The organism is Aquabacterium sp. (assembly GCF_050725395.1).
GTDB lineage: Bacteria > Pseudomonadota > Gammaproteobacteria > Burkholderiales > Burkholderiaceae_C > Aquabacterium.
Map to the genome: position 1 here is coordinate 34,497 of NZ_JBOHHL010000013.1, position 16,153 is coordinate 50,649.

Below are 16,153 nucleotides of genomic sequence, written 5' to 3' on the forward strand. Positions count from 1 at the left end.
GCTTTTCAATTCCCACAGAGGATTCAACATGAACAAACCAGTGGAAGCCGGTGTCGTGAACGCCGATCAGATCACCGACCAGAAAAAGCGCTACAGCGCGGGCGTGCTCAAGTACCGCCAGATGGGTTACTGGGATTCCGACTACGAGCCCAAGGACACCGACGTCCTTTGTCTGTTCCGCATCACCCCCCAAGACGGCGTGGACCCGATCGAAGCCGCCGCCGCTGTGGCTGGTGAATCGTCCACCGCCACCTGGACGGTGGTGTGGACCGACCGCCTGACCGCCTGCGACAGCTACCGCGCCAAGGCCTACCGTGTCGAACCCGTGCCCAACAACCCGGGCCAGTACTTTGCCTATGTGGCCTACGACATCATCCTGTTCGAAGAAGGCTCGATCGCCAACATGACGGCGTCCCTCATCGGCAATGTCTTCAGCTTCAAGCCCTTGAAGGCGGCGCGCCTGGAAGACATCCGCGTGCCCGTGGCTTACGTCAAGACTTTCAAGGGTCCACCGACCGGCCTGATCGTCGAGCGCGAGCGCCTGGACAAGTTTGGCCGCCCGCTGCTGGGCGCCACCACCAAGCCCAAGCTGGGGCTGTCGGGCCGCAACTATGGCCGCGTGGTGTACGAAGGATTGAAGGGCGGCCTCGATTTCATGAAGGACGACGAGAACATCAACTCGCAACCCTTCATGCACTGGCGTGACCGCTTCCTCTTCGTGATGGACGCCGTCAACAAAGCCAGCGCCGCCACCGGCGAGGTCAAGGGCAGCTACCTGAACGTGACCGCCGCCACCATGGAAGACATGTACGAGCGCGCCGAGTTCGCCAAGAGCCTGGGCTCGGTCATCGTGATGGTCGACCTGGTGATCGGCTACACGGCCATCCAGTCGATGGCCAACTGGTGCCGCAAGAACGACATGATCATGCACATGCACCGTGCGGGCCATGGCACCTACACGCGCCAGAAGAACCACGGCGTGAGCTTCCGCGTGATCGCCAAGTGGCTGCGCCTGGCGGGCTGCGACCACCTGCACACCGGCACCGCCGTCGGCAAGCTCGAAGGTGATCCGATGACCGTGCAGGGCTACTACAACGTCTGCCGCGACAGCGTCACCCGCATGGACCTGCCGCGCGGCCTGTTCTTCGACCAGGACTGGGCCGACCTGAAGAAGGTCATGCCCGTGGCCTCGGGCGGCATCCATGCCGGCCAGATGCACCAGCTGATCGACCTGTTCGGTGACGACGTGGTGCTGCAGTTCGGCGGCGGCACCATCGGCCACCCGGCGGGCATCCAGGCCGGTGCCGTGGCCAACCGCGTGGCGCTGGAGTGCATGGTCAAGGCTCGCAACGAGGGGCGCGACATCCTCAACGAAGGCCCGGACATCCTGCGCAAGGCCGCGCAGTTTTGCACCCCCCTGAAGCAGGCGCTCGACACCTGGGGTGACATCACCTTCAACTACCAGTCGACCGACACCTCCGATTACGCCGTGACGCCTGGCGTCTCTAACTAAGCCATTGGGAGAACAGCACCATGATGACCAACCCCACCGGCCGCCTCACGCAAGGCCAGTTCAGCTTCCTGCCGGACCTGACCGACGAAGAGATCGCCCTGCAGATCGAGTACGGCCTGCGCAAGGGCTACGCCTGGAGCGTGGAGTACACCGATGATCCGCACCCGCGCAATACCTACTGGGAGATGTACGGCAACCCCATGTTCGACCTGAAGGATGCCGCAGGCGTCGTCACCGAACTGAAGGCCTGCCGCGACACCTTCGGCCGCGGCCACTACATCCGCCTGATGGCGTTTGACTCCACCCGCGGCGTCGAGACCATCGTCATGAGCTTCATCGTCAACCGCCCCAAGAACGAGCCCGGCTTCCGCCTGGAACGCCACGAGGTCGACAGCCGCCAGGTGCGCTACACCATGAGCGCCTACGCCCTGAGCGAGCCGGAAGGCGAACGCTACAGCGATTGATGCAGCAGACGACCAGGACCCGCCCATGAACGCGCCGCTCTACACCATCCCCGGCAGCACCCAGCGTGCTGCTGCTTCCGACGTGCCCGCCATGACCACACCTGTGGCTGCTGCGGCAGTACCGCCCACCGACGCAGCCCCTGCGCCCCGAACGGTGGCGGAGGTGCTGGCCCAAAGCCGCATCGACGATGTGATGGACGAACTGGACCGCGACCTGGTGGGCCTGGCCCCGGTCAAGACCCGCATCCGCGACATCGCGGCCCTGCTGGTGATCGACAAGCTGCGCGCGGGCTTCGGCTTGTCGGCGCAGAGCCCGTCGCTGCACATGTGCTTCACTGGCAACCCGGGCACCGGCAAGACCACGGTGGCCTTGCGCATGGCCGAGATCCTGCACCGCCTGGGTTACGTGCGCAAAGGCCACCTGGTGGCCGTGACGCGCGACGACCTGGTCGGCCAGTACATCGGCCACACGGCGCCCAAGACCAAGGAAGTGCTCAAGAAGGCGATGGGCGGCGTGCTCTTCATCGACGAGGCCTACTACCTCTACAAGCCCGAGAACGAGCGCGACTACGGGCAGGAAGCCATCGAGATCCTCTTGCAGGTGATGGAGAACCAGCGCGACGACCTGGTCGTGATCCTGGCGGGCTACAAGGACCGCATGGACCACTTCTTCCAGAGCAACCCGGGCATGTCCTCCCGGATCGCGCACCACCTGGACTTCCCCGATTACGCGGTGAACGAGTTGCTCAGCATTGGCGACAAGATGCTGGACCAGCAGCACTACTGCTTTGGCGAAGGCGCCCGCGAGGCCTTCGACGACTACCTGGGCCGCCGCCTGGAGCAGCCCCATTTCGCCAATGCCCGCAGTGTGCGCAATGCCCTGGACCGTGCCCGATTGCGCCAGGCCAGCCGCCTGTTCGAAGACCGCGACCGCGTGCTGACCCGCGATGACCTGACCACCATCGAGGTGGCCGACATCCGGTCCAGCCGCCTGTTTGCCGTGCCCACCACCTGAATGGACGGATCTGTTTCGCCGAACACACCATAAGAATTCACAGAGGACCCCACCATGAACAACCCGCCCAAACTGCCCATCCCTTGTCCGTCTCCGGCTGTGGATCTGGCAGAAGTCCTGGCCCTGAACCTCTCGGGCCTGCCCGCGGATGTGGGCAAGGCCTTGTCGGACACTTTGCTGGCCATCGCGCAGGCGTGTGCCCAGATCAGCGAGGTCGCGGCGCAAGGGGCCTTGGCGGGCGCGCATGGCCTGGCCTCGTCCAGCAACTCCCAAGGCGAGGACCAGAAGAAGCTGGACGTGATGGCCGACGAAGTGATGTCTGATGCGATGGCGGCCTGCCCGCACGTGGCCGGCTGGGCCAGCGAAGAGCATGAGATGCCTTTCGTGTCCGACGACCACGGCAACCAGGGCCGCTACCTGGTGCTGTTCGATCCGCTGGACGGTTCGTCCAACATCGAGGCCAACATTTCGGTGGGCACGATCTTCTCGGTCCTGCCGCACCCCTACCGCGGCACCACGCCGGGCGAGATGGGCTTCCTGCAGCCGGGCCACCAGCAACTGGCCGCGGGCTATGTGCTCTACGGGCCTTGCACGGTGATGGTGCTGACCTGTCGCCAGGGCGTCCAGATGTTCACGCTGGACCGCCGCAGCCTGCAGGGCGAAGGGCCCGCGCGCTGGGTGCTCACACAGTCCGATGTGCGCATCCCCGTCGCCACGCGCGAGTTCGCCATCAACGCGTCCAACCAGCGCTTCTGGGAAAAGCCCGTGCAGCGCTACGTGGCCGAATGCATCGCGGGTGAATCGGGCCCGCGCCACAAAGACTTCAACATGCGCTGGGTGGCCAGCCTGGTCGCCGAAGTGCACCGCATCATGACGCGCGGCGGCGTCTTCCTGTACCCGCGCGACGAGCGCGAACCGCGCCGGGCCGGACGCCTGCGCCACATGTACGAGGCCTCGCCCATGGCCTTGCTGGTCGAACAGGCCGGTGGCCGCGCCGTCACCGGCACGCACGATCTGCTGGAGATCGTGCCCGACACCTTGCACCAGCGCGTGCCCGTCATCCTGGGCTCGGCCGACGAGATCGACCGCATCGTCAGCTACCACGCCGACCCGAGCGAGAACGTGTCCTGGCAGCTCTTCAAGACGCGCTCGCTCTTCGTGCAGCCGCAAGCCTGAGCGGGGCCGACCATGTCCCGCAAACACCCCATCATCGTGGTGACTGGCTCCAGCGGCGCCGGCACCAGCACCGTCAAAAGCACCTTCGACGCCATTTTTCGCCGCGAAGGCATCACGCCCGCCGTGATTGAGGGCGACGCCTTTCACCGCTACTCGCGCAGTGAGATGAAGCTGAAAGTGGCCGACTACGAACGCGAAGGCATCGCGCTCAGCCACTTCGGCCCCATGGCCAACGAGTGGGAAGAACTGGGCAAGCAGTACCAGGCCTTCGGCGAAACCGGCCGCTGCAAGACGCGCTACTACTTGCACAACGAGGCCGAGGCCCACCCCTATGGGCAAGAGCCCGGTACCTTCACGCCCTGGCTGGACACCCCGGTGGACACCGACGTGCTGTTCTACGAAGGCCTGCACGGCTGCGTCAAGACCGACGAGGTCGACTTGGTGCGGCATGTCGATTTGAAGATCGGCGTGGTCCCCATCATCAACCTGGAGTGGATCCAGAAGATCCACCGCGACACCAAGTTCCGCGGCTACAGCAAGGAAGCGGTGTCCGACACAATTCTGCGCCGCATGCACGATTACGTGCACTACATCTGCCCGCAGTTCGCCGAGACCGACATCAACTTCCAGCGCGTGCCGGTGGTCGACACCTCGAATCCTTTCATCGCCCGCGACGTGCCCACGGCCGGTGAGAGCATGACGGTGATCCGCTTCCGCAGCCCGCGCGGCATCGACTTCCCCTACCTGCTGTCGATGATCTCGGATTCGTTCATGTCGCGCGCCAACACCATCGTGGTGCCGGGCGGCAAGATGGACTTGGCCATGCAACTCATCCTCACCCCCATGATCCTGCGGCTGATGGAAATCCGCCGCGCACAGATGCGTTAACAAAGCTGCATTAAAAATGAGCATTCAACTGATCACCTTCGACCTGGACGGCACCATGGTCGACACCGCGGCCGAAATCGCCGAAGCCGCCAACCGCACCCTGGCCGAGATCGGCCTGCCCAGGCGCCCGCTGGGCGATGTCACCAAGCTCATTGGCCACGGCACGCGCGAGCTGATGAAGGGTCTGCTGAGGGAGGCCACGGAGGCGGGCGAGAGCAAGGTGGTGGCCAAGCTGGACGTCGAATCCGTCATGCACTGTTTTGAACGCCACTACAACGACACCACGGGCACCGACAGCCAGCTTTACCCCGGCTGCCTGGACGGTTTGGAGCGTCTGCGCACCGCCGGTGTGCGCCTGGCCTGTGTCACCAACAAGGAGGTGCGCTTTGCCCACAAGGTGCTGGAGGTGACGGGCTTGGCCCACTTCTTCCAGATCGTCCTGGGCGGGGACAGCCTGGCGGAAAAAAAACCCCATCCCTTGGTGATTGAGTATTGCCTTGGCGCGCTGAATGTGGATAAATCACACACAGCGCACGTGGGCGATTCCTCGATCGATGTGGAAACCGCCAAGCGTGCCGGCGTGACCGCTTGGGCTGTTCCATACGGCTACAACGGCGGCCAGCCCATTGAAGATTCCCACCCAGACGGCGTGTTCACCGACATCGCCCGAATCGCCGACCATGTGCTCAACCTGCGCATGGCCGCCTGAGTAGTTTTGTCAACCGACGACTGAGGAGATATTCATGGCCGTGACGACCCCCATCGCTGACATTGGTTGGCATGCCGCGCCTTTCCGCCTGAAGGGCGTGGACGGCAAAATGCATTCGCTCAAAGACCTGTCAGGCCGAAAAGGCACGCTGGTGATCTTCATCTGCAACCACTGCCCCTATGTGAAGGCCGTGTTGCCCCGCATCATCCGAGACGCGCGCGAACTGCTGCCGCTGGGCGTCAACACCATCGCCATCAACTCGAACGACGAGTCCACCTACCCGGAAGACAGTTTCGAGAACATGCAGCGCATCGCGGCCGAGATGGATTTCCCTTTCCATTACCTGCACGATGAAACCCAGGAAGTGGCGCGCGCGTATGGCGCCGTTTGCACCCCTGACTTCTACGCTTTCGATGGTGGCGGTGTGCTGCACTACCGTGGCCGCCTGGACGCCTCGGGCCGCGAGCCCGCGCCTGAAGACGCACCGCGCGAATTGTTCGACGCCATGCGGCTGATCGCCTATTACGGCTATGGCCCCGGCGACCAGTACCCCAGCATCGGTTGCTCCATCAAATGGCGCGAGACCGAAACTGAAGCCGATCACGAGTCGATCAAGGCCGCCGCCTGACTTCTGCTCACTCTTCGATCAGGACGCCGCGTTCGAAGGCCACGCGGCCCTTGATCTCTTCGGCTGCTTCCTTGGGCGCGGGGTAAAACCAGACTGCGTCCTGCTTGGCATCGCCATCCACGAACAAGGTGTAGTAGCTGGCCTCACCCTTCCACGAGCACATGGTACGTCGATTGCTCGAAAGCACGTACTCGCGCTTGAGCGCGCTTTCGGGGAAGTAATGGTTGCCTTCGACCACCACGATGTCATCACTCTCGGCGACGACCACGCCATTCCAGATTGCTTTCATGTTCCGCTCCTGATGACCCCTGTCATCCATGGTGGCACTGTACTTCGGTTATCGTGGCCGCCATCCGCGCTTGCCTGCACGCCATGAACCGAGCCGAACTGATTGCCCTTGATCGTCCCGATGTTCGGCCGCCGTTGCTGGCGCGCTGGCGGCAAGCCCGTTCCATCACCGATGCCTTGTTCGCCAGCCTGGACGATGACACGCTGTACCAGCGGCCCATCGCCGAACGGCACCGCATCGTTTTCTACCTGGGTCACCTTGAAGCCTTCGACTGGAACCTGCTGACGCACCGGCGAACCGTGGTGGCGCCCGTCAACACCGGCTTCAACCAGTTGTTCGCCTTTGGCATCGACCCGGTGGGCACCGGTTTGCCGCAAGATCTGCCAGGCGACTGGCCAGAATTGCCAGACATCCTGGCCTACCGGCAAGCGGTGCGCGATGCCTTGGACGAATTCGTCGACACATTGCCCGTGAGCTGGGCAGGGCCCTGGGCGGGTGGTGGTGGCCGCCATTTCGACGCGGCTTGCCTGCTCAATGTGGCGATCGAGCACCGCCTGATGCACGCCGAAACGCTGGCCTACATGCTGCATCGCTTGCCAGTGGGCGCCATGCGCGCCCCAGCTTTGGCCGATGAGAACCTGCCAGCGCCGCAAGCCAACACTTCTGACCCTGCCATGGTCAACATTCCGCGGGGGCAGGTGGTGCTGGGCGAGTCGCGTGACAACGTCCATGCCTTCGGTTGGGACAATGAATTTCCGGCGCACGAGGTTGAGGTGCCGGCCTTCGCCATGGATCAGCACATGGTCACGAATGGCCAGTACCTGGACTTCATGACCGATGGTGGCTACGAGCGTGCTGAATTCTGGCAGGCCGAGGATTGGGCCTGGCGATCCAGCCAAGACATTCGCCAACCCGTGTTCTGGCGATCCGACCGTGGCGGTTGGTGGCTGCGCGCCATGCACCAGGAGATTCCCATGCCGTTGGATTGGCCGGTCTACGTCAGTCACGCCGAGGCCAGAGCCTATGCACATTGGGCTGGCAAGGCCCTGCCCACCGAGGCGCAGTGGATGCGCGCGGCCATGGGGAGCGATCCCTTGCAGGGAGAGGGCCAGTGCAACGCCGATTTCCGGCGCTGGGACCCCGAGCCTGTGCAGGCCTCCAGGCAACTCAGCGAGTTTGGCGTGGCCGGCTTGTTCGGCAATGGTTGGGAATGGACATCCACCCCCTTTGCGCCAGCCGAAGGCTTCGAAGCCTTTCCTTTCTACCCTGGGTATTCCAAGGACTTTTTCGATGGGCAGCACTTCGTCCTGAAGGGCGGCTCACCCAGAACCGCGGCCTGCATGCTCAGGCCGTCCTTTCGCAATTGGTTTCAGCCGCACTACCAGCATGTTTACGCAGGCTTGCGTTGCGTCAGCGTGGATTGACTCCCCCATCAAGGAAGATCGGCATGTCCCACACCGCTCCCCAGCATCCTGCCCAGGTGGATGCGTTCGCCACCGATGTCTATGGTGGTCTGACGCAGTCGCCTCAGAAAACCTTGCCCTCCAAGTACCTGTACGACGCCGTCGGCTCGGCCTTGTTCGAGGTGATCACCCACCTGCCGGAATACGGCCTGACCCGTGCGGACGAACGCCTGGTCAAGCGACATGCGCCGGACGTGCTGGACGCCTTGGGCCCCATCGACACCGTGGTGGAGTTGGGCAGTGGCAGCGGCCGCAAGACGCGCTGGATGCTGGAGGCTTGCGCGCGTCGCCACCCTTGCACCTACTTCCCCATCGAGATCTCGGCCACGGCCTTGGCGCAATGCAGCCAGGCGCTGAGCGACATCGCGGGCATCAAGGTCAAGGGCATCGAAGGCGAGTACCTTCAAGGGCTGCAGCAAGTGGCGTCGACGCGGGGAGATTCGCCCATGCTGGTGCTGTTCCTGGGCAGCACCATCGGGAACTTCGCGCGGCCCGATGCCGTGCGGTTTCTGGGCGAGGTTCGCAAACTGTTGCGCCCTGGCGATGCCATGCTGCTGGGCACCGACCTGGTCAAGCCAAGGCAGGCCTTGATCGAGGCCTACGATGATCCCTTGGGGGTCACGGCGGCCTTCAACTTGAACTTGCTGGCCCGGATGAACCGCGAACTGGGCGCCAGTTTCGACCTTCGCAGGTTCCAGCACGAGGCGCGGTTCAACGAGGACACGAGCGCGATCGAGATGCACATTCGTTCGTGTGTGAAACAGTCCGTGGCGATCCCTGGGGCCGGCCTGACGGTGGACCTGGAGGTCGGGGAGACCATCTGGACCGAGATCAGCCGCAAGTACCTGGCGGCCGATGTGCTGAGCATGGGCGCCAAGGCAGGTTTTGCGTCGGGTGGGCAATGGGTCGACGAAGCATGGCCCTTCGCCGAAACCTTGCTGGTCGCCGCCTAGAAAATCGGCAGGTTGGAAATCAGCAGGTCAGGCGGCCCAGGCCACTGGAGGCGTGGGCCAGCACCTCGATGGCCGACCAGTCACCGGCATCGACCTTGGCCGCCGGCGCCAGCCAAGAGCCACCCACGCAGGCCACATTGGGCAGGGCCAGGAAGTCGGGGGCGGTCTCGACCGTGATGCCACCGGTGGGGCAGAACAGCGCATCGGCGAAGGGGCCGGCCAGGGCTTTGAGCATCGCCACGCCACCTGCTTGCTGGGCCGGGAAAAACTTGAAGCACTCGAAGCCCGAATCCATGGCGGTCATCAGCTCGCTGGCCGTGGCCACGCCTGGGAGCAGTGGGATGGCCGCTTTCTGAGCAAACTGGGCCAGGGCCGGGGTCAAGCCAGGTGACACCGCGAACTGCGCGCCCGCCCGGGCGACGTCGTCCCATTGCTTGGCGGTGGTGACGGTGCCGGCGGCGATCACGGCCTCGGGCACCTCGCGGGCCAGCGTCTCGATCACTTCCAGGGCATTGGGCGTGCGCAGCGTGATTTCGAGCACCTTCAGGCCCCCGGCCAGCAAGGCGCGCGCCATGGGCACGGCGTCGGCGGTGCGGTGGATGACCAGCACGGGAATCACGGGACTCAGGCGCATCACGGCCGCCAGCATGTGGTTCTTGTTGCTCATGATTGGGTGGTGGGTAAACCGAATGACATGGCGCCTTGCTCGGCGCCGGTGACGGCGTGGCGGAAGGTGCCGAACAACTCGCGACCGCTGCCATGCGTGTTGGCGGACAGGTCGGTGACCGGGGCTTCTCGCGCGGCCCATTCGGCCTCGTCGACCAAGGCGGTCAAGATGCCGGCCTCGGCGTCGAGCCGGATGAGGTCGCCATCGCGGACCTTGCCCAAGGGTCCGCCAGCCAGCACCTCGGGAGTGATGTGGATGGCGGCGGGCACCTTGCCCGAGGCGCCGGACATGCGGCCGTCGGTGACCAGGGCGACGTTGAAGCCCTTGTCCTGCAGATTGGCCAGGGTGGGGGTGAGCGAGTGCAGTTCGGGCATGCCGTTGGCGCGTGGTCCCTGGAAGCGCACCACGGCCACGAAATGGCGTTCGAGTTCGCCGCGCTTGTAGGCCTCGATCAGGGCTTCCTGGTGGTCGAAAACCAGGGCGGGCGCTTCGACCAGGCGGTGTTCCGGCTTGACGGCGGATACCTTGATGACCGAGCGCCCCAGGTTGCCGTTGAGCACCTTCAGGCCGCCGTCTGCCGAGAACGGCGTGGAAAAGGTGGTGAGCACGGCGTTGTTGCCGCTGTCCGGAGGCACGGGTTGCCACTGCAGCTGCTCGTTGTTCAGCACAGGGGTCTGCGTGTAGTGGTGCAAACCACGGCCCATGGCGGTCAGCACCTGGGGGTGCAGCAGGCCGGCGTCGAGCAGTTCACGGACCAGGAAGGCCATGCCACCCGCGGTGTGGAACTCGTTGACGTCGGCGTTGCCATTGGGATAGACGCGGGCCAAGAGCGGCACGATGTCCGACAGCGCGTCGAAATCGTCCCAGTCGATGATGACGCCGGCGGCCCGGGCCATGGCCACCAGGTGCAGCGTGTGGTTGGTGGACCCGCCGGTGGACAGCAGCCCGACGATGCCATTGACGATGGCCTCTTCATCGATGACCTTGCCCAGCGGGATGTGCTCCTGGCCCAGGTGCGTGATGCGGGCGACGCGGTGGGCGGCTTCTCGGGTCAGCGCTTCGCGCAGCGGCGTGTTGGGCGACACGAAGGCCGAGCCGGGCAGGTGCAGGCCCATCACTTCCATCAGCATCTGGTTGCTGTTGGCGGTGCCGTAGAAGGTGCAGGTGCCGGCCGAGTGGTAGGACTTCTCTTCGGCTTCCAGCAGGGCTTCTTTGCCGATCTCGCCGGCTGCGAACTTTTGGCGGACCTTCGCCTTGTCGGCATTGGACTGGCCCGTGCCCATCGGGCCGGCCGGCACGAAGATGACGGGCAGGTGGCCGAAGCTCAGGGCGCCGATCAGCAGGCCGGGCACGATCTTGTCGCACACGCCCAGGCAGAGCACGGCGTCGAACATGTTGTGGGACAAAGCCACGGCCGTGGACATGGCGATGACGTCGCGCGAGAACAGCGACAACTCCATGCCCGGCTGGCCTTGTGTGACGCCATCGCACATGGCGGGCACGCCACCTGCGAATTGCGCGGTGGCGCCGGCCTCGCGCGCGGCTTCTTTGATCCAGGCGGGGTAGGCCTCGAAGGGCTGGTGAGCCGAGAGCATGTCGTTGTAGGCCGAGACGATGGCGATGTTGGGCTTGCGCTGTTCGCGCAACCAGATCTTGTCGCCTGCAGGCGCGGCCGCGTAGCCGTGGGCCAGGTTGGTGCAACCCAGTTGCGCACGGCCCGCCTGGTTGGATCGGCCGGCGTCCTCGATGCCCTTCAGGTAGCGCTGCCGTGTAGGCGCGCTGCGCTGGCGAATGCGCTCGGTGACGGCCAGGAGCTGGGAGTGGGTAGGTGCGGTCATGCGATGACTTAAGATGCCTCGTGCCCAATTCTGGCACCACATCGTCCGTTGAGAACATTTGAATCATGAATCCAGTCAAGGTCATTGGCATTGTGTTGATCCTGGCAGGCACGCTGGGCTTGGTGTATGGCGGCGTCAGCTACACGCGGGAACGCCAGGCGGCCAAGATCGGCCCCATCGAGTTCTCGATGAGCCAGAAAGAAACCGTGGCCATCCCCACGTGGTTGAGCGTGGGCGCGATCGTGGTCGGGGCGGCTTCCCTGTTGTTGTCGTCCAGCAAACGCTGAGCCCATGGCGACAGCGCTTGCCACAGAAAAAGCCGAGCAGGCCGCAGGGATTCTGGTGGCCAGGCGTGTGTCGGGTGAGCAAGGGGCAAGGCTGCCCGAGGCTTGCCGGCCGGTGTCCGAGGCCGAGGCTTTCGACATCCAGGCGGCGGTGACCAGGCGGCTGGGCGCGCCGGTCGCGGCCTGGAAATGCGCACTGCCGGTGGACGGCCGCCGCGTGGCGGCGCCGATCTATTCAAGCACCGTTCACAGCGGCAGCCCTTGCATGGCCATCGCGCGTGGTGACCTGGTGAAGGTGGAGCCCGAACTGGCTTTCGTCCTGGGGCAGGATCTTCCGGCCCGCGCCACGCCTTACACCGACGACGAGGTGGACGCCGCGATCGCGCGCACCCACCTGGCCCTTGAGTTGATCGACAGCCGCTACACCCCCGACCTGGCGGCCCAAGCCAGTTTCGATGAAAAATTGGCCGATGGCCTGGTCAACCAGGGCCTGTTCCTGGGGCCCGAAGTCGGTGCGGCGGCCTCGCGTGTGGCCACCGAGCTGGCGATCCTGGTTCAGCACGCGGCGGGCCAGGCGCCCACCAAGCTGGCGGGGCGGCATCCCAATGGCCTGCCGCGTGCCCCTTTGTATTGGCTGGTTGAATTTTTGCGCGAAGGCGGGCAGGGCTTGCGTGCCGGCCAGGCCGTGATCACAGGTTCTTACGCCGGCAGCTTCACCGTGCCTCTGGGCGAAGCCATTGCCATCCGTTATGGCGAACTGGGGGTCTTGAACGTGCGCTTCGAGCGCCTGACAGGTGGTCCGTTCGGTGAGCCGTCCCCGCCACAGTGAGGCCGTGCGGGCCTGGGTGGACGCGCTGCGCCGCCAGGCCGACAAGGCCACCTTGATGCAGCTGCCACCCTTGCTGGGCGAGGACGCCGCAAGGGTCATGGCCTTGCTGCGGGCCAGTGCCGATGACCCGATCCCGGATGAACTCATCGGGTCGATGCAGGTGCAGGGCGCCGAGGCGATCGGGCATTTCCGCCCGCGCTTGACCTTGCAGACCCTGACGCGTGGCGATGGCCTTCTGGGCATGAAGCCTTCTGGCCTGTTCGGTCCGCGCGGCGGCAGCGTGACTGTGGCGCGCATCGACTGGACCTATGCCACCGACGATGGCCTCCGCTGGGAAACGCCGGCGCCCACCGCCGTGCTGAACAGCCGCGCCAAACCGTCGCAGCCGCTGCTGGGCGACGATGGGCAAGCCCTGACGATGCGCCGCGACCTGGGCGCCGAAGCCGACGCCTTGGACAGCATCCGCGCGCTGGGTTTCCACCCGCTGCCTGCCGACGCCTTGCAGTGGCGCATGAAACCCGTGGCAGGCGAGCACGGGCACCTCTGGTCGCTCTTGCAGGAGGAATTTTTCGGCGATTTCTGGGCCGACCAGGCGCCTGCCTTGCAAGCCCAGGGTTGGCTGATGGTGGTGCGCCCTGGTTTCGCGCACGAGAGCGTGCCCGTCGAAGCCTGGCGCCTGATCGTCGACCAGGACACGGGCGAGGTGCTGGGCAAGGAAGTGGCCTCGCGCTTGCGCAGTCGGACGCCTGAACCGGACGGGTTGGGCTTGGCGCGGCGCGAAGGGTCCTGGCTTTTGTCACTCGGGGTCGACATCGATGGCCAGACCTTGGACTTGTCGCCCCTGTTGGCCGACCTGCTGCGACGCGACGCGCACTGGCTCGACGCGGGCAAGGTGGCGGCCATCGATGGCGCCTCGCTGGTGTCGTTGCGGGCACCGGGGGGCAAGCGCATCCACGCGCTGGCCGAACCGCTCAAGGTCATCGTGGGCGCCATGCTCGACCTGCTGACCGACCCCCGCCGAGTCGAAGGACCTCTGCGCCTGTCCCCGTGGGAGGCGCACCGCCTGGACGACCTGCGCTTGAGCCTGCTGGACACGCAAGCCCGGCGCGCCGGGGCCCAAGGTGCGTGGCAGTTGCAAGGCGACGCGGGTTTGCAGGCCTTGGCGCAACGCCTTCAAGGCGCGGGCGAACCAAAGCCCGTGGCCGCACCCCAAGGCCTGAACATCACACTTCGGCCCTATCAGTTGCATGGCGTGGCCTGGTTGCAGTACCTGCGCGAACACCACCTGGCAGGCATCCTGGCCGACGACATGGGCCTGGGCAAGACGGCCCAGGCGCTGGCCCACATCCTGATCGAGCAGCACGCCGGGCGGCTCGACCGGCCGGTGCTGGTGGTGGTGCCGACCTCCCTGGTGTTCAACTGGCAGGCCGAGGCCCAGCGCATGGCCCCTGGCTTGAAAGTGCTGACCCTGCAAGGCGCCAAGCGTGCCGACGACTTTGCCCGCATGCCCGAGCACGACATCGTGCTGACCACCTACCCCTTGCTGTGGCGTGACATCCGCTTGCTGGAAGCGCAGCCCTTCCACCTGGTGATCCTGGACGAGGCGCAGACCGTGAAGAACGCGTCCAGCCATAGCGCGCGTGCCGTGCGGCGCCTGCACACCCGCCACCGGCTGTGCATGACCGGCACGCCGCTGGAGAACCACCTGGGCGAGTTGTGGGCCCAGTTCGATTTCCTGATGCCCGGTTTCCTGGGCGATTCGCGCAGCTTCCACCGACTGTGGCGCAAGCCCATCGAAGTGGGCGGCGAAAGCCTTCGGGCCGAACTGCTGGCCAAGCGCGTGCGCCCGTTCATCCTGCGTCGCCGCAAGCAGGATGTGGCCACCGAGTTGCCGCCCAAGACCGAGGTGATCAAGCGTTTGCAGCTGCAGGGCCGACAGCGCGACCTGTATGAAAGCGTGCGCCTGGCGGCGGATGAGCAGGTGCGCCGTGTCATGCAGCGCAAGGGCTTCGCCGGGGCGCAGATCACCATCCTGGATGCTTTGCTCAAGCTGCGGCAGGTGTGCTGCGACCCCTACCTGGTCAAAGGTGAGCAAACCCCCCGGACCATGGAGCGCGCCAAGCTCGAACTGCTGCGCGACATGCTGCCCGAACTGGTCGACGAAGGCCGGCGCGTGCTGGTGTTCTCGCAGTTCACCGAGATGCTGGGCCTGATCGAGGAAGCGCTGGACGAACTGCAACTGCCTTGGTTGGCCTTGACCGGCCAGACCCCGCCATCACAGCGCGGTGAGGTGGTCGCGCGTTTCCAGAACAAGGAAGTGCCCATCCTGCTGGTCAGCCTGAAGGCCGGGGGCGTGGGCCTGAACCTCACCGCTGCGGACACCGTGATCCATGTCGACCCCTGGTGGAACCCGGCGGTGGAAGAACAGGCCACCGCCCGCGCGCACCGCATCGGGCAGGACCAGCCGGTCTTCGTCTACAAGCTGGTGGTGGAGGGCAGCATCGAAGAGCGCATCCTGGAGCTGCAGTCGCGCAAGGCAACCCTGGCCGAAGGCGTGCTGGGCAGCGACGGCGCGGCCGCGCCCAAGTTCAGCGCCTCCGACCTGTCGGACCTGCTGGCGCCCCTGGCCTGAGCCGAGCCTTCTGGGCTTGGCGGAACCCCAGGTCATGCGACTTGGGCGCATGTGCATATGAGCAGGCCCCGTGCGCGACCAGGGCGGCCGCCATGGTCGCCAGCAGGTGCTTGAGCGTGTGGCCGCTCAAGCACAGCAGTTGGTCAAAGATGGTGTGGTCGGCCAGCTCGCAAGCCTTGGCCATCACGTAGCAAACCATGGCCAGCAGGAAGACGCGGCGTTGTGCGCGAGGCACCCCGGCTTGCCATTGAACAAGAGGGATCAGCACCAGCGGCATCAGTTGCAGCAGCAGGTAAGGGCGCAGATCACCGCCCCCCTGCAGGTCCGTGAAACGCCACCAGGCCACGCTGCACGTGCTCAGCAAGGCCAGCACCGGCGTGACCCAGCGTTGGCCCGCCAGGTGCTCGCGCCAGATGGCCGAGAGCAGCCCGGCACAGGCCAGCGCGATGGGCAGGCGGTCCCACACGAGTCGGCCATTGTCGGGGGCCAGGTGATACCAGCCCGAGCCCAAGGCTGTGAGCACCAAGGACGCGAAGAACAGCTGGTAGCCGGCGCGGCCCGGCGTGTTGGCCGGCCTGCCGTGATTCAGCCGAAACAGGCCCCACACGCCGACGAGCGCAAAGCCGATGTTGGACAACACATCGGCGGCATGGGGGATGCTCAGCCAGGCGCGTTGGTCGGCGAAGTGGTGGTAGTCGGCCAGCTGGGCGATCGGGCCGTGCAGCCCCATGGCCGTGATGGCGATGAGCAGCACCAGGCCTGGCAGAAGGTGGCGTGATCGATTTGGGTTCAATGGCATGCAAGC

16 protein-coding genes are annotated in these 16,153 nt (G+C 65.3%); 12 read left to right on the plus strand and 4 right to left on the minus strand.

Features of this window, described 5'->3' with window-relative positions; translation table 11 throughout:
• The first annotated feature begins 28 nt into the window (after positions 1 to 28).
• The 7 genes from ACREB4_RS10285 to ACREB4_RS10315 are packed head-to-tail and all read left to right on the plus strand — an operon-like array spanning position 29 to position 6,393.
• Positions 29 to 1,513: a form I ribulose bisphosphate carboxylase large subunit gene (locus ACREB4_RS10285; protein WP_431588120.1), complete on the plus strand. Its 1,485-nt coding sequence runs from the start codon at positions 29 to 31 to the stop codon at positions 1,511 to 1,513.
• A 20-nt stretch (positions 1,514 to 1,533) separates the two neighbouring features.
• Positions 1,534 to 1,977: a ribulose bisphosphate carboxylase small subunit gene (locus ACREB4_RS10290; protein WP_431588121.1), complete on the plus strand. Its 444-nt coding sequence runs from the start codon at positions 1,534 to 1,536 to the stop codon at positions 1,975 to 1,977.
• A 25-nt stretch (positions 1,978 to 2,002) separates the two neighbouring features.
• On the plus strand, positions 2,003 to 2,992 hold the full coding sequence (gene cbbX / locus ACREB4_RS10295; protein ID WP_431588122.1) for a CbbX protein: 990 nt from the start codon (positions 2,003 to 2,005) through the stop codon (positions 2,990 to 2,992).
• A 54-nt stretch (positions 2,993 to 3,046) separates the two neighbouring features.
• Positions 3,047 to 4,168: a class 1 fructose-bisphosphatase gene (locus ACREB4_RS10300; RefSeq protein ID WP_431588123.1), complete on the plus strand. Its 1,122-nt coding sequence runs from the start codon at positions 3,047 to 3,049 to the stop codon at positions 4,166 to 4,168.
• A 12-nt stretch (positions 4,169 to 4,180) separates the two neighbouring features.
• Positions 4,181 to 5,056: a phosphoribulokinase gene (locus ACREB4_RS10305; protein WP_431588124.1), complete on the plus strand. Its 876-nt coding sequence runs from the start codon at positions 4,181 to 4,183 to the stop codon at positions 5,054 to 5,056.
• A 16-nt stretch (positions 5,057 to 5,072) separates the two neighbouring features.
• On the plus strand, positions 5,073 to 5,765 hold the full coding sequence (gene gph, locus ACREB4_RS10310; protein ID WP_431588125.1) for a phosphoglycolate phosphatase: 693 nt from the start codon (positions 5,073 to 5,075) through the stop codon (positions 5,763 to 5,765).
• 34 nt (positions 5,766 to 5,799) lie between these two features.
• Positions 5,800 to 6,393 (plus strand): thioredoxin family protein, encoded by a 594-nt coding sequence (locus ACREB4_RS10315; RefSeq protein WP_431588126.1) that lies wholly within the window; start codon positions 5,800 to 5,802, stop codon positions 6,391 to 6,393.
• Between the two features lie 7 nt (positions 6,394 to 6,400).
• On the opposite strand, the gene ACREB4_RS10320 is transcribed toward ACREB4_RS10315, so the two are convergent.
• A complete protein-coding gene (locus ACREB4_RS10320; RefSeq protein ID WP_431588127.1) occupies positions 6,401 to 6,682 on the minus strand; it encodes a DUF427 domain-containing protein in 282 nt (93 codons plus the stop codon).
• Positions 6,683 to 6,765: 83 nt separating this feature from the next.
• On the opposite strand from ACREB4_RS10320, the gene ACREB4_RS10325 reads away from it, so the two are divergent.
• Positions 6,766 to 8,106 (plus strand): SUMF1/EgtB/PvdO family nonheme iron enzyme, encoded by a 1,341-nt coding sequence (locus tag ACREB4_RS10325; RefSeq protein ID WP_431588128.1) that lies wholly within the window; start codon positions 6,766 to 6,768, stop codon positions 8,104 to 8,106.
• A 23-nt stretch (positions 8,107 to 8,129) separates the two neighbouring features.
• Positions 8,130 to 9,098 carry an L-histidine N(alpha)-methyltransferase gene (gene egtD, locus ACREB4_RS10330; RefSeq protein ID WP_431588129.1) on the plus strand — a complete coding sequence of 323 codons (969 nt, stop codon included), beginning with the start codon at positions 8,130 to 8,132 and terminating at the stop codon, positions 9,096 to 9,098.
• 19 nt (positions 9,099 to 9,117) lie between these two features.
• Here egtD and ACREB4_RS10335 read toward each other — a convergent pair whose 3' ends face one another.
• Both ACREB4_RS10335 and edd read right to left on the minus strand, forming a co-directional pair.
• On the minus strand, positions 9,118 to 9,765 hold the full coding sequence (locus tag ACREB4_RS10335; RefSeq protein ID WP_431588130.1) for a bifunctional 4-hydroxy-2-oxoglutarate aldolase/2-dehydro-3-deoxy-phosphogluconate aldolase: 648 nt from the start codon (positions 9,763 to 9,765) through the stop codon (positions 9,118 to 9,120).
• Positions 9,762 to 11,603 (minus strand): phosphogluconate dehydratase, encoded by a 1,842-nt coding sequence (edd, locus tag ACREB4_RS10340; protein WP_431588131.1) that lies wholly within the window; start codon positions 11,601 to 11,603, stop codon positions 9,762 to 9,764. Before edd ends, ACREB4_RS10335 begins: the two co-directional genes overlap by 4 nt.
• Positions 11,604 to 11,668: 65 nt before the next feature.
• Here edd and ACREB4_RS10345 point away from each other — a divergent pair, with 65 nt between their 5' ends.
• The 3 genes from ACREB4_RS10345 (at position 11,669) to ACREB4_RS10355 (ending at position 15,348) form a co-directional block, all read left to right on the plus strand.
• The gene (locus ACREB4_RS10345) at positions 11,669 to 11,890 is read left to right on the plus strand and encodes a hypothetical protein (protein WP_431588132.1); all 222 of its coding nucleotides are present in this window, start codon (positions 11,669 to 11,671) and stop codon (positions 11,888 to 11,890) included.
• 4 nt (positions 11,891 to 11,894) lie between these two features.
• A complete protein-coding gene (locus tag ACREB4_RS10350) occupies positions 11,895 to 12,716 on the plus strand; it encodes a hypothetical protein (protein WP_431588133.1) in 822 nt (273 codons plus the stop codon).
• Positions 12,717 to 12,870: 154 nt separating this feature from the next.
• On the plus strand, positions 12,871 to 15,348 hold the full coding sequence (locus ACREB4_RS10355) for a DEAD/DEAH box helicase (RefSeq protein ID WP_431588192.1): 2,478 nt from the start codon (positions 12,871 to 12,873) through the stop codon (positions 15,346 to 15,348).
• Here ACREB4_RS10355 and ACREB4_RS10360 read toward each other — a convergent pair.
• The gene (locus ACREB4_RS10360; RefSeq protein WP_431588134.1) at positions 15,305 to 16,147 is read right to left on the minus strand and encodes a hypothetical protein; all 843 of its coding nucleotides are present in this window, start codon (positions 16,145 to 16,147) and stop codon (positions 15,305 to 15,307) included. The genes ACREB4_RS10355 and ACREB4_RS10360 overlap by 44 nt on opposite strands.
• Positions 16,148 to 16,153: the final 6 nt, after the last annotated feature.

Excerpts from the sequence above, each read along its gene's own strand:
- ACREB4_RS10325 (WP_431588128.1), top strand. The coding sequence starts at position 6,766 with ATGAACCGAGCCGAACTGATTGCCCTTGATCGTCCCGATGTTCGGCCG.
- egtD (WP_431588129.1), top strand. The coding sequence starts at position 8,130 with ATGTCCCACACCGCTCCCCAGCATCCTGCCCAGGTGGATGCGTTCGCC.
- ACREB4_RS10305 (WP_431588124.1), top strand. The coding sequence starts at position 4,181 with ATGTCCCGCAAACACCCCATCATCGTGGTGACTGGCTCCAGCGGCGCC.
- edd (WP_431588131.1), bottom strand. The coding sequence starts at position 11,603 with ATGACCGCACCTACCCACTCCCAGCTCCTGGCCGTCACCGAGCGCATT.
- cbbX (WP_431588122.1), top strand. The coding sequence starts at position 2,003 with ATGAACGCGCCGCTCTACACCATCCCCGGCAGCACCCAGCGTGCTGCT.
- gph (WP_431588125.1), top strand. The coding sequence starts at position 5,073 with ATGAGCATTCAACTGATCACCTTCGACCTGGACGGCACCATGGTCGAC.
- ACREB4_RS10350 (WP_431588133.1), top strand. The coding sequence starts at position 11,895 with ATGGCGACAGCGCTTGCCACAGAAAAAGCCGAGCAGGCCGCAGGGATT.
- ACREB4_RS10355 (WP_431588192.1), top strand. The coding sequence starts at position 12,871 with ATGCAGGTGCAGGGCGCCGAGGCGATCGGGCATTTCCGCCCGCGCTTG.
- ACREB4_RS10300 (WP_431588123.1), top strand. The coding sequence starts at position 3,047 with ATGAACAACCCGCCCAAACTGCCCATCCCTTGTCCGTCTCCGGCTGTG.
- ACREB4_RS10315 (WP_431588126.1), top strand. The coding sequence starts at position 5,800 with ATGGCCGTGACGACCCCCATCGCTGACATTGGTTGGCATGCCGCGCCT.
- ACREB4_RS10320 (WP_431588127.1), bottom strand. The coding sequence starts at position 6,682 with ATGAAAGCAATCTGGAATGGCGTGGTCGTCGCCGAGAGTGATGACATC.
- ACREB4_RS10285 (WP_431588120.1), top strand. The coding sequence starts at position 29 with ATGAACAAACCAGTGGAAGCCGGTGTCGTGAACGCCGATCAGATCACC.
- ACREB4_RS10360 (WP_431588134.1), bottom strand. The coding sequence starts at position 16,147 with ATGCCATTGAACCCAAATCGATCACGCCACCTTCTGCCAGGCCTGGTG.
- ACREB4_RS10290 (WP_431588121.1), top strand. The coding sequence starts at position 1,534 with ATGATGACCAACCCCACCGGCCGCCTCACGCAAGGCCAGTTCAGCTTC.
- ACREB4_RS10345 (WP_431588132.1), top strand. The coding sequence starts at position 11,669 with ATGAATCCAGTCAAGGTCATTGGCATTGTGTTGATCCTGGCAGGCACG.
- ACREB4_RS10335 (WP_431588130.1), bottom strand. The coding sequence starts at position 9,765 with ATGAGCAACAAGAACCACATGCTGGCGGCCGTGATGCGCCTGAGTCCC.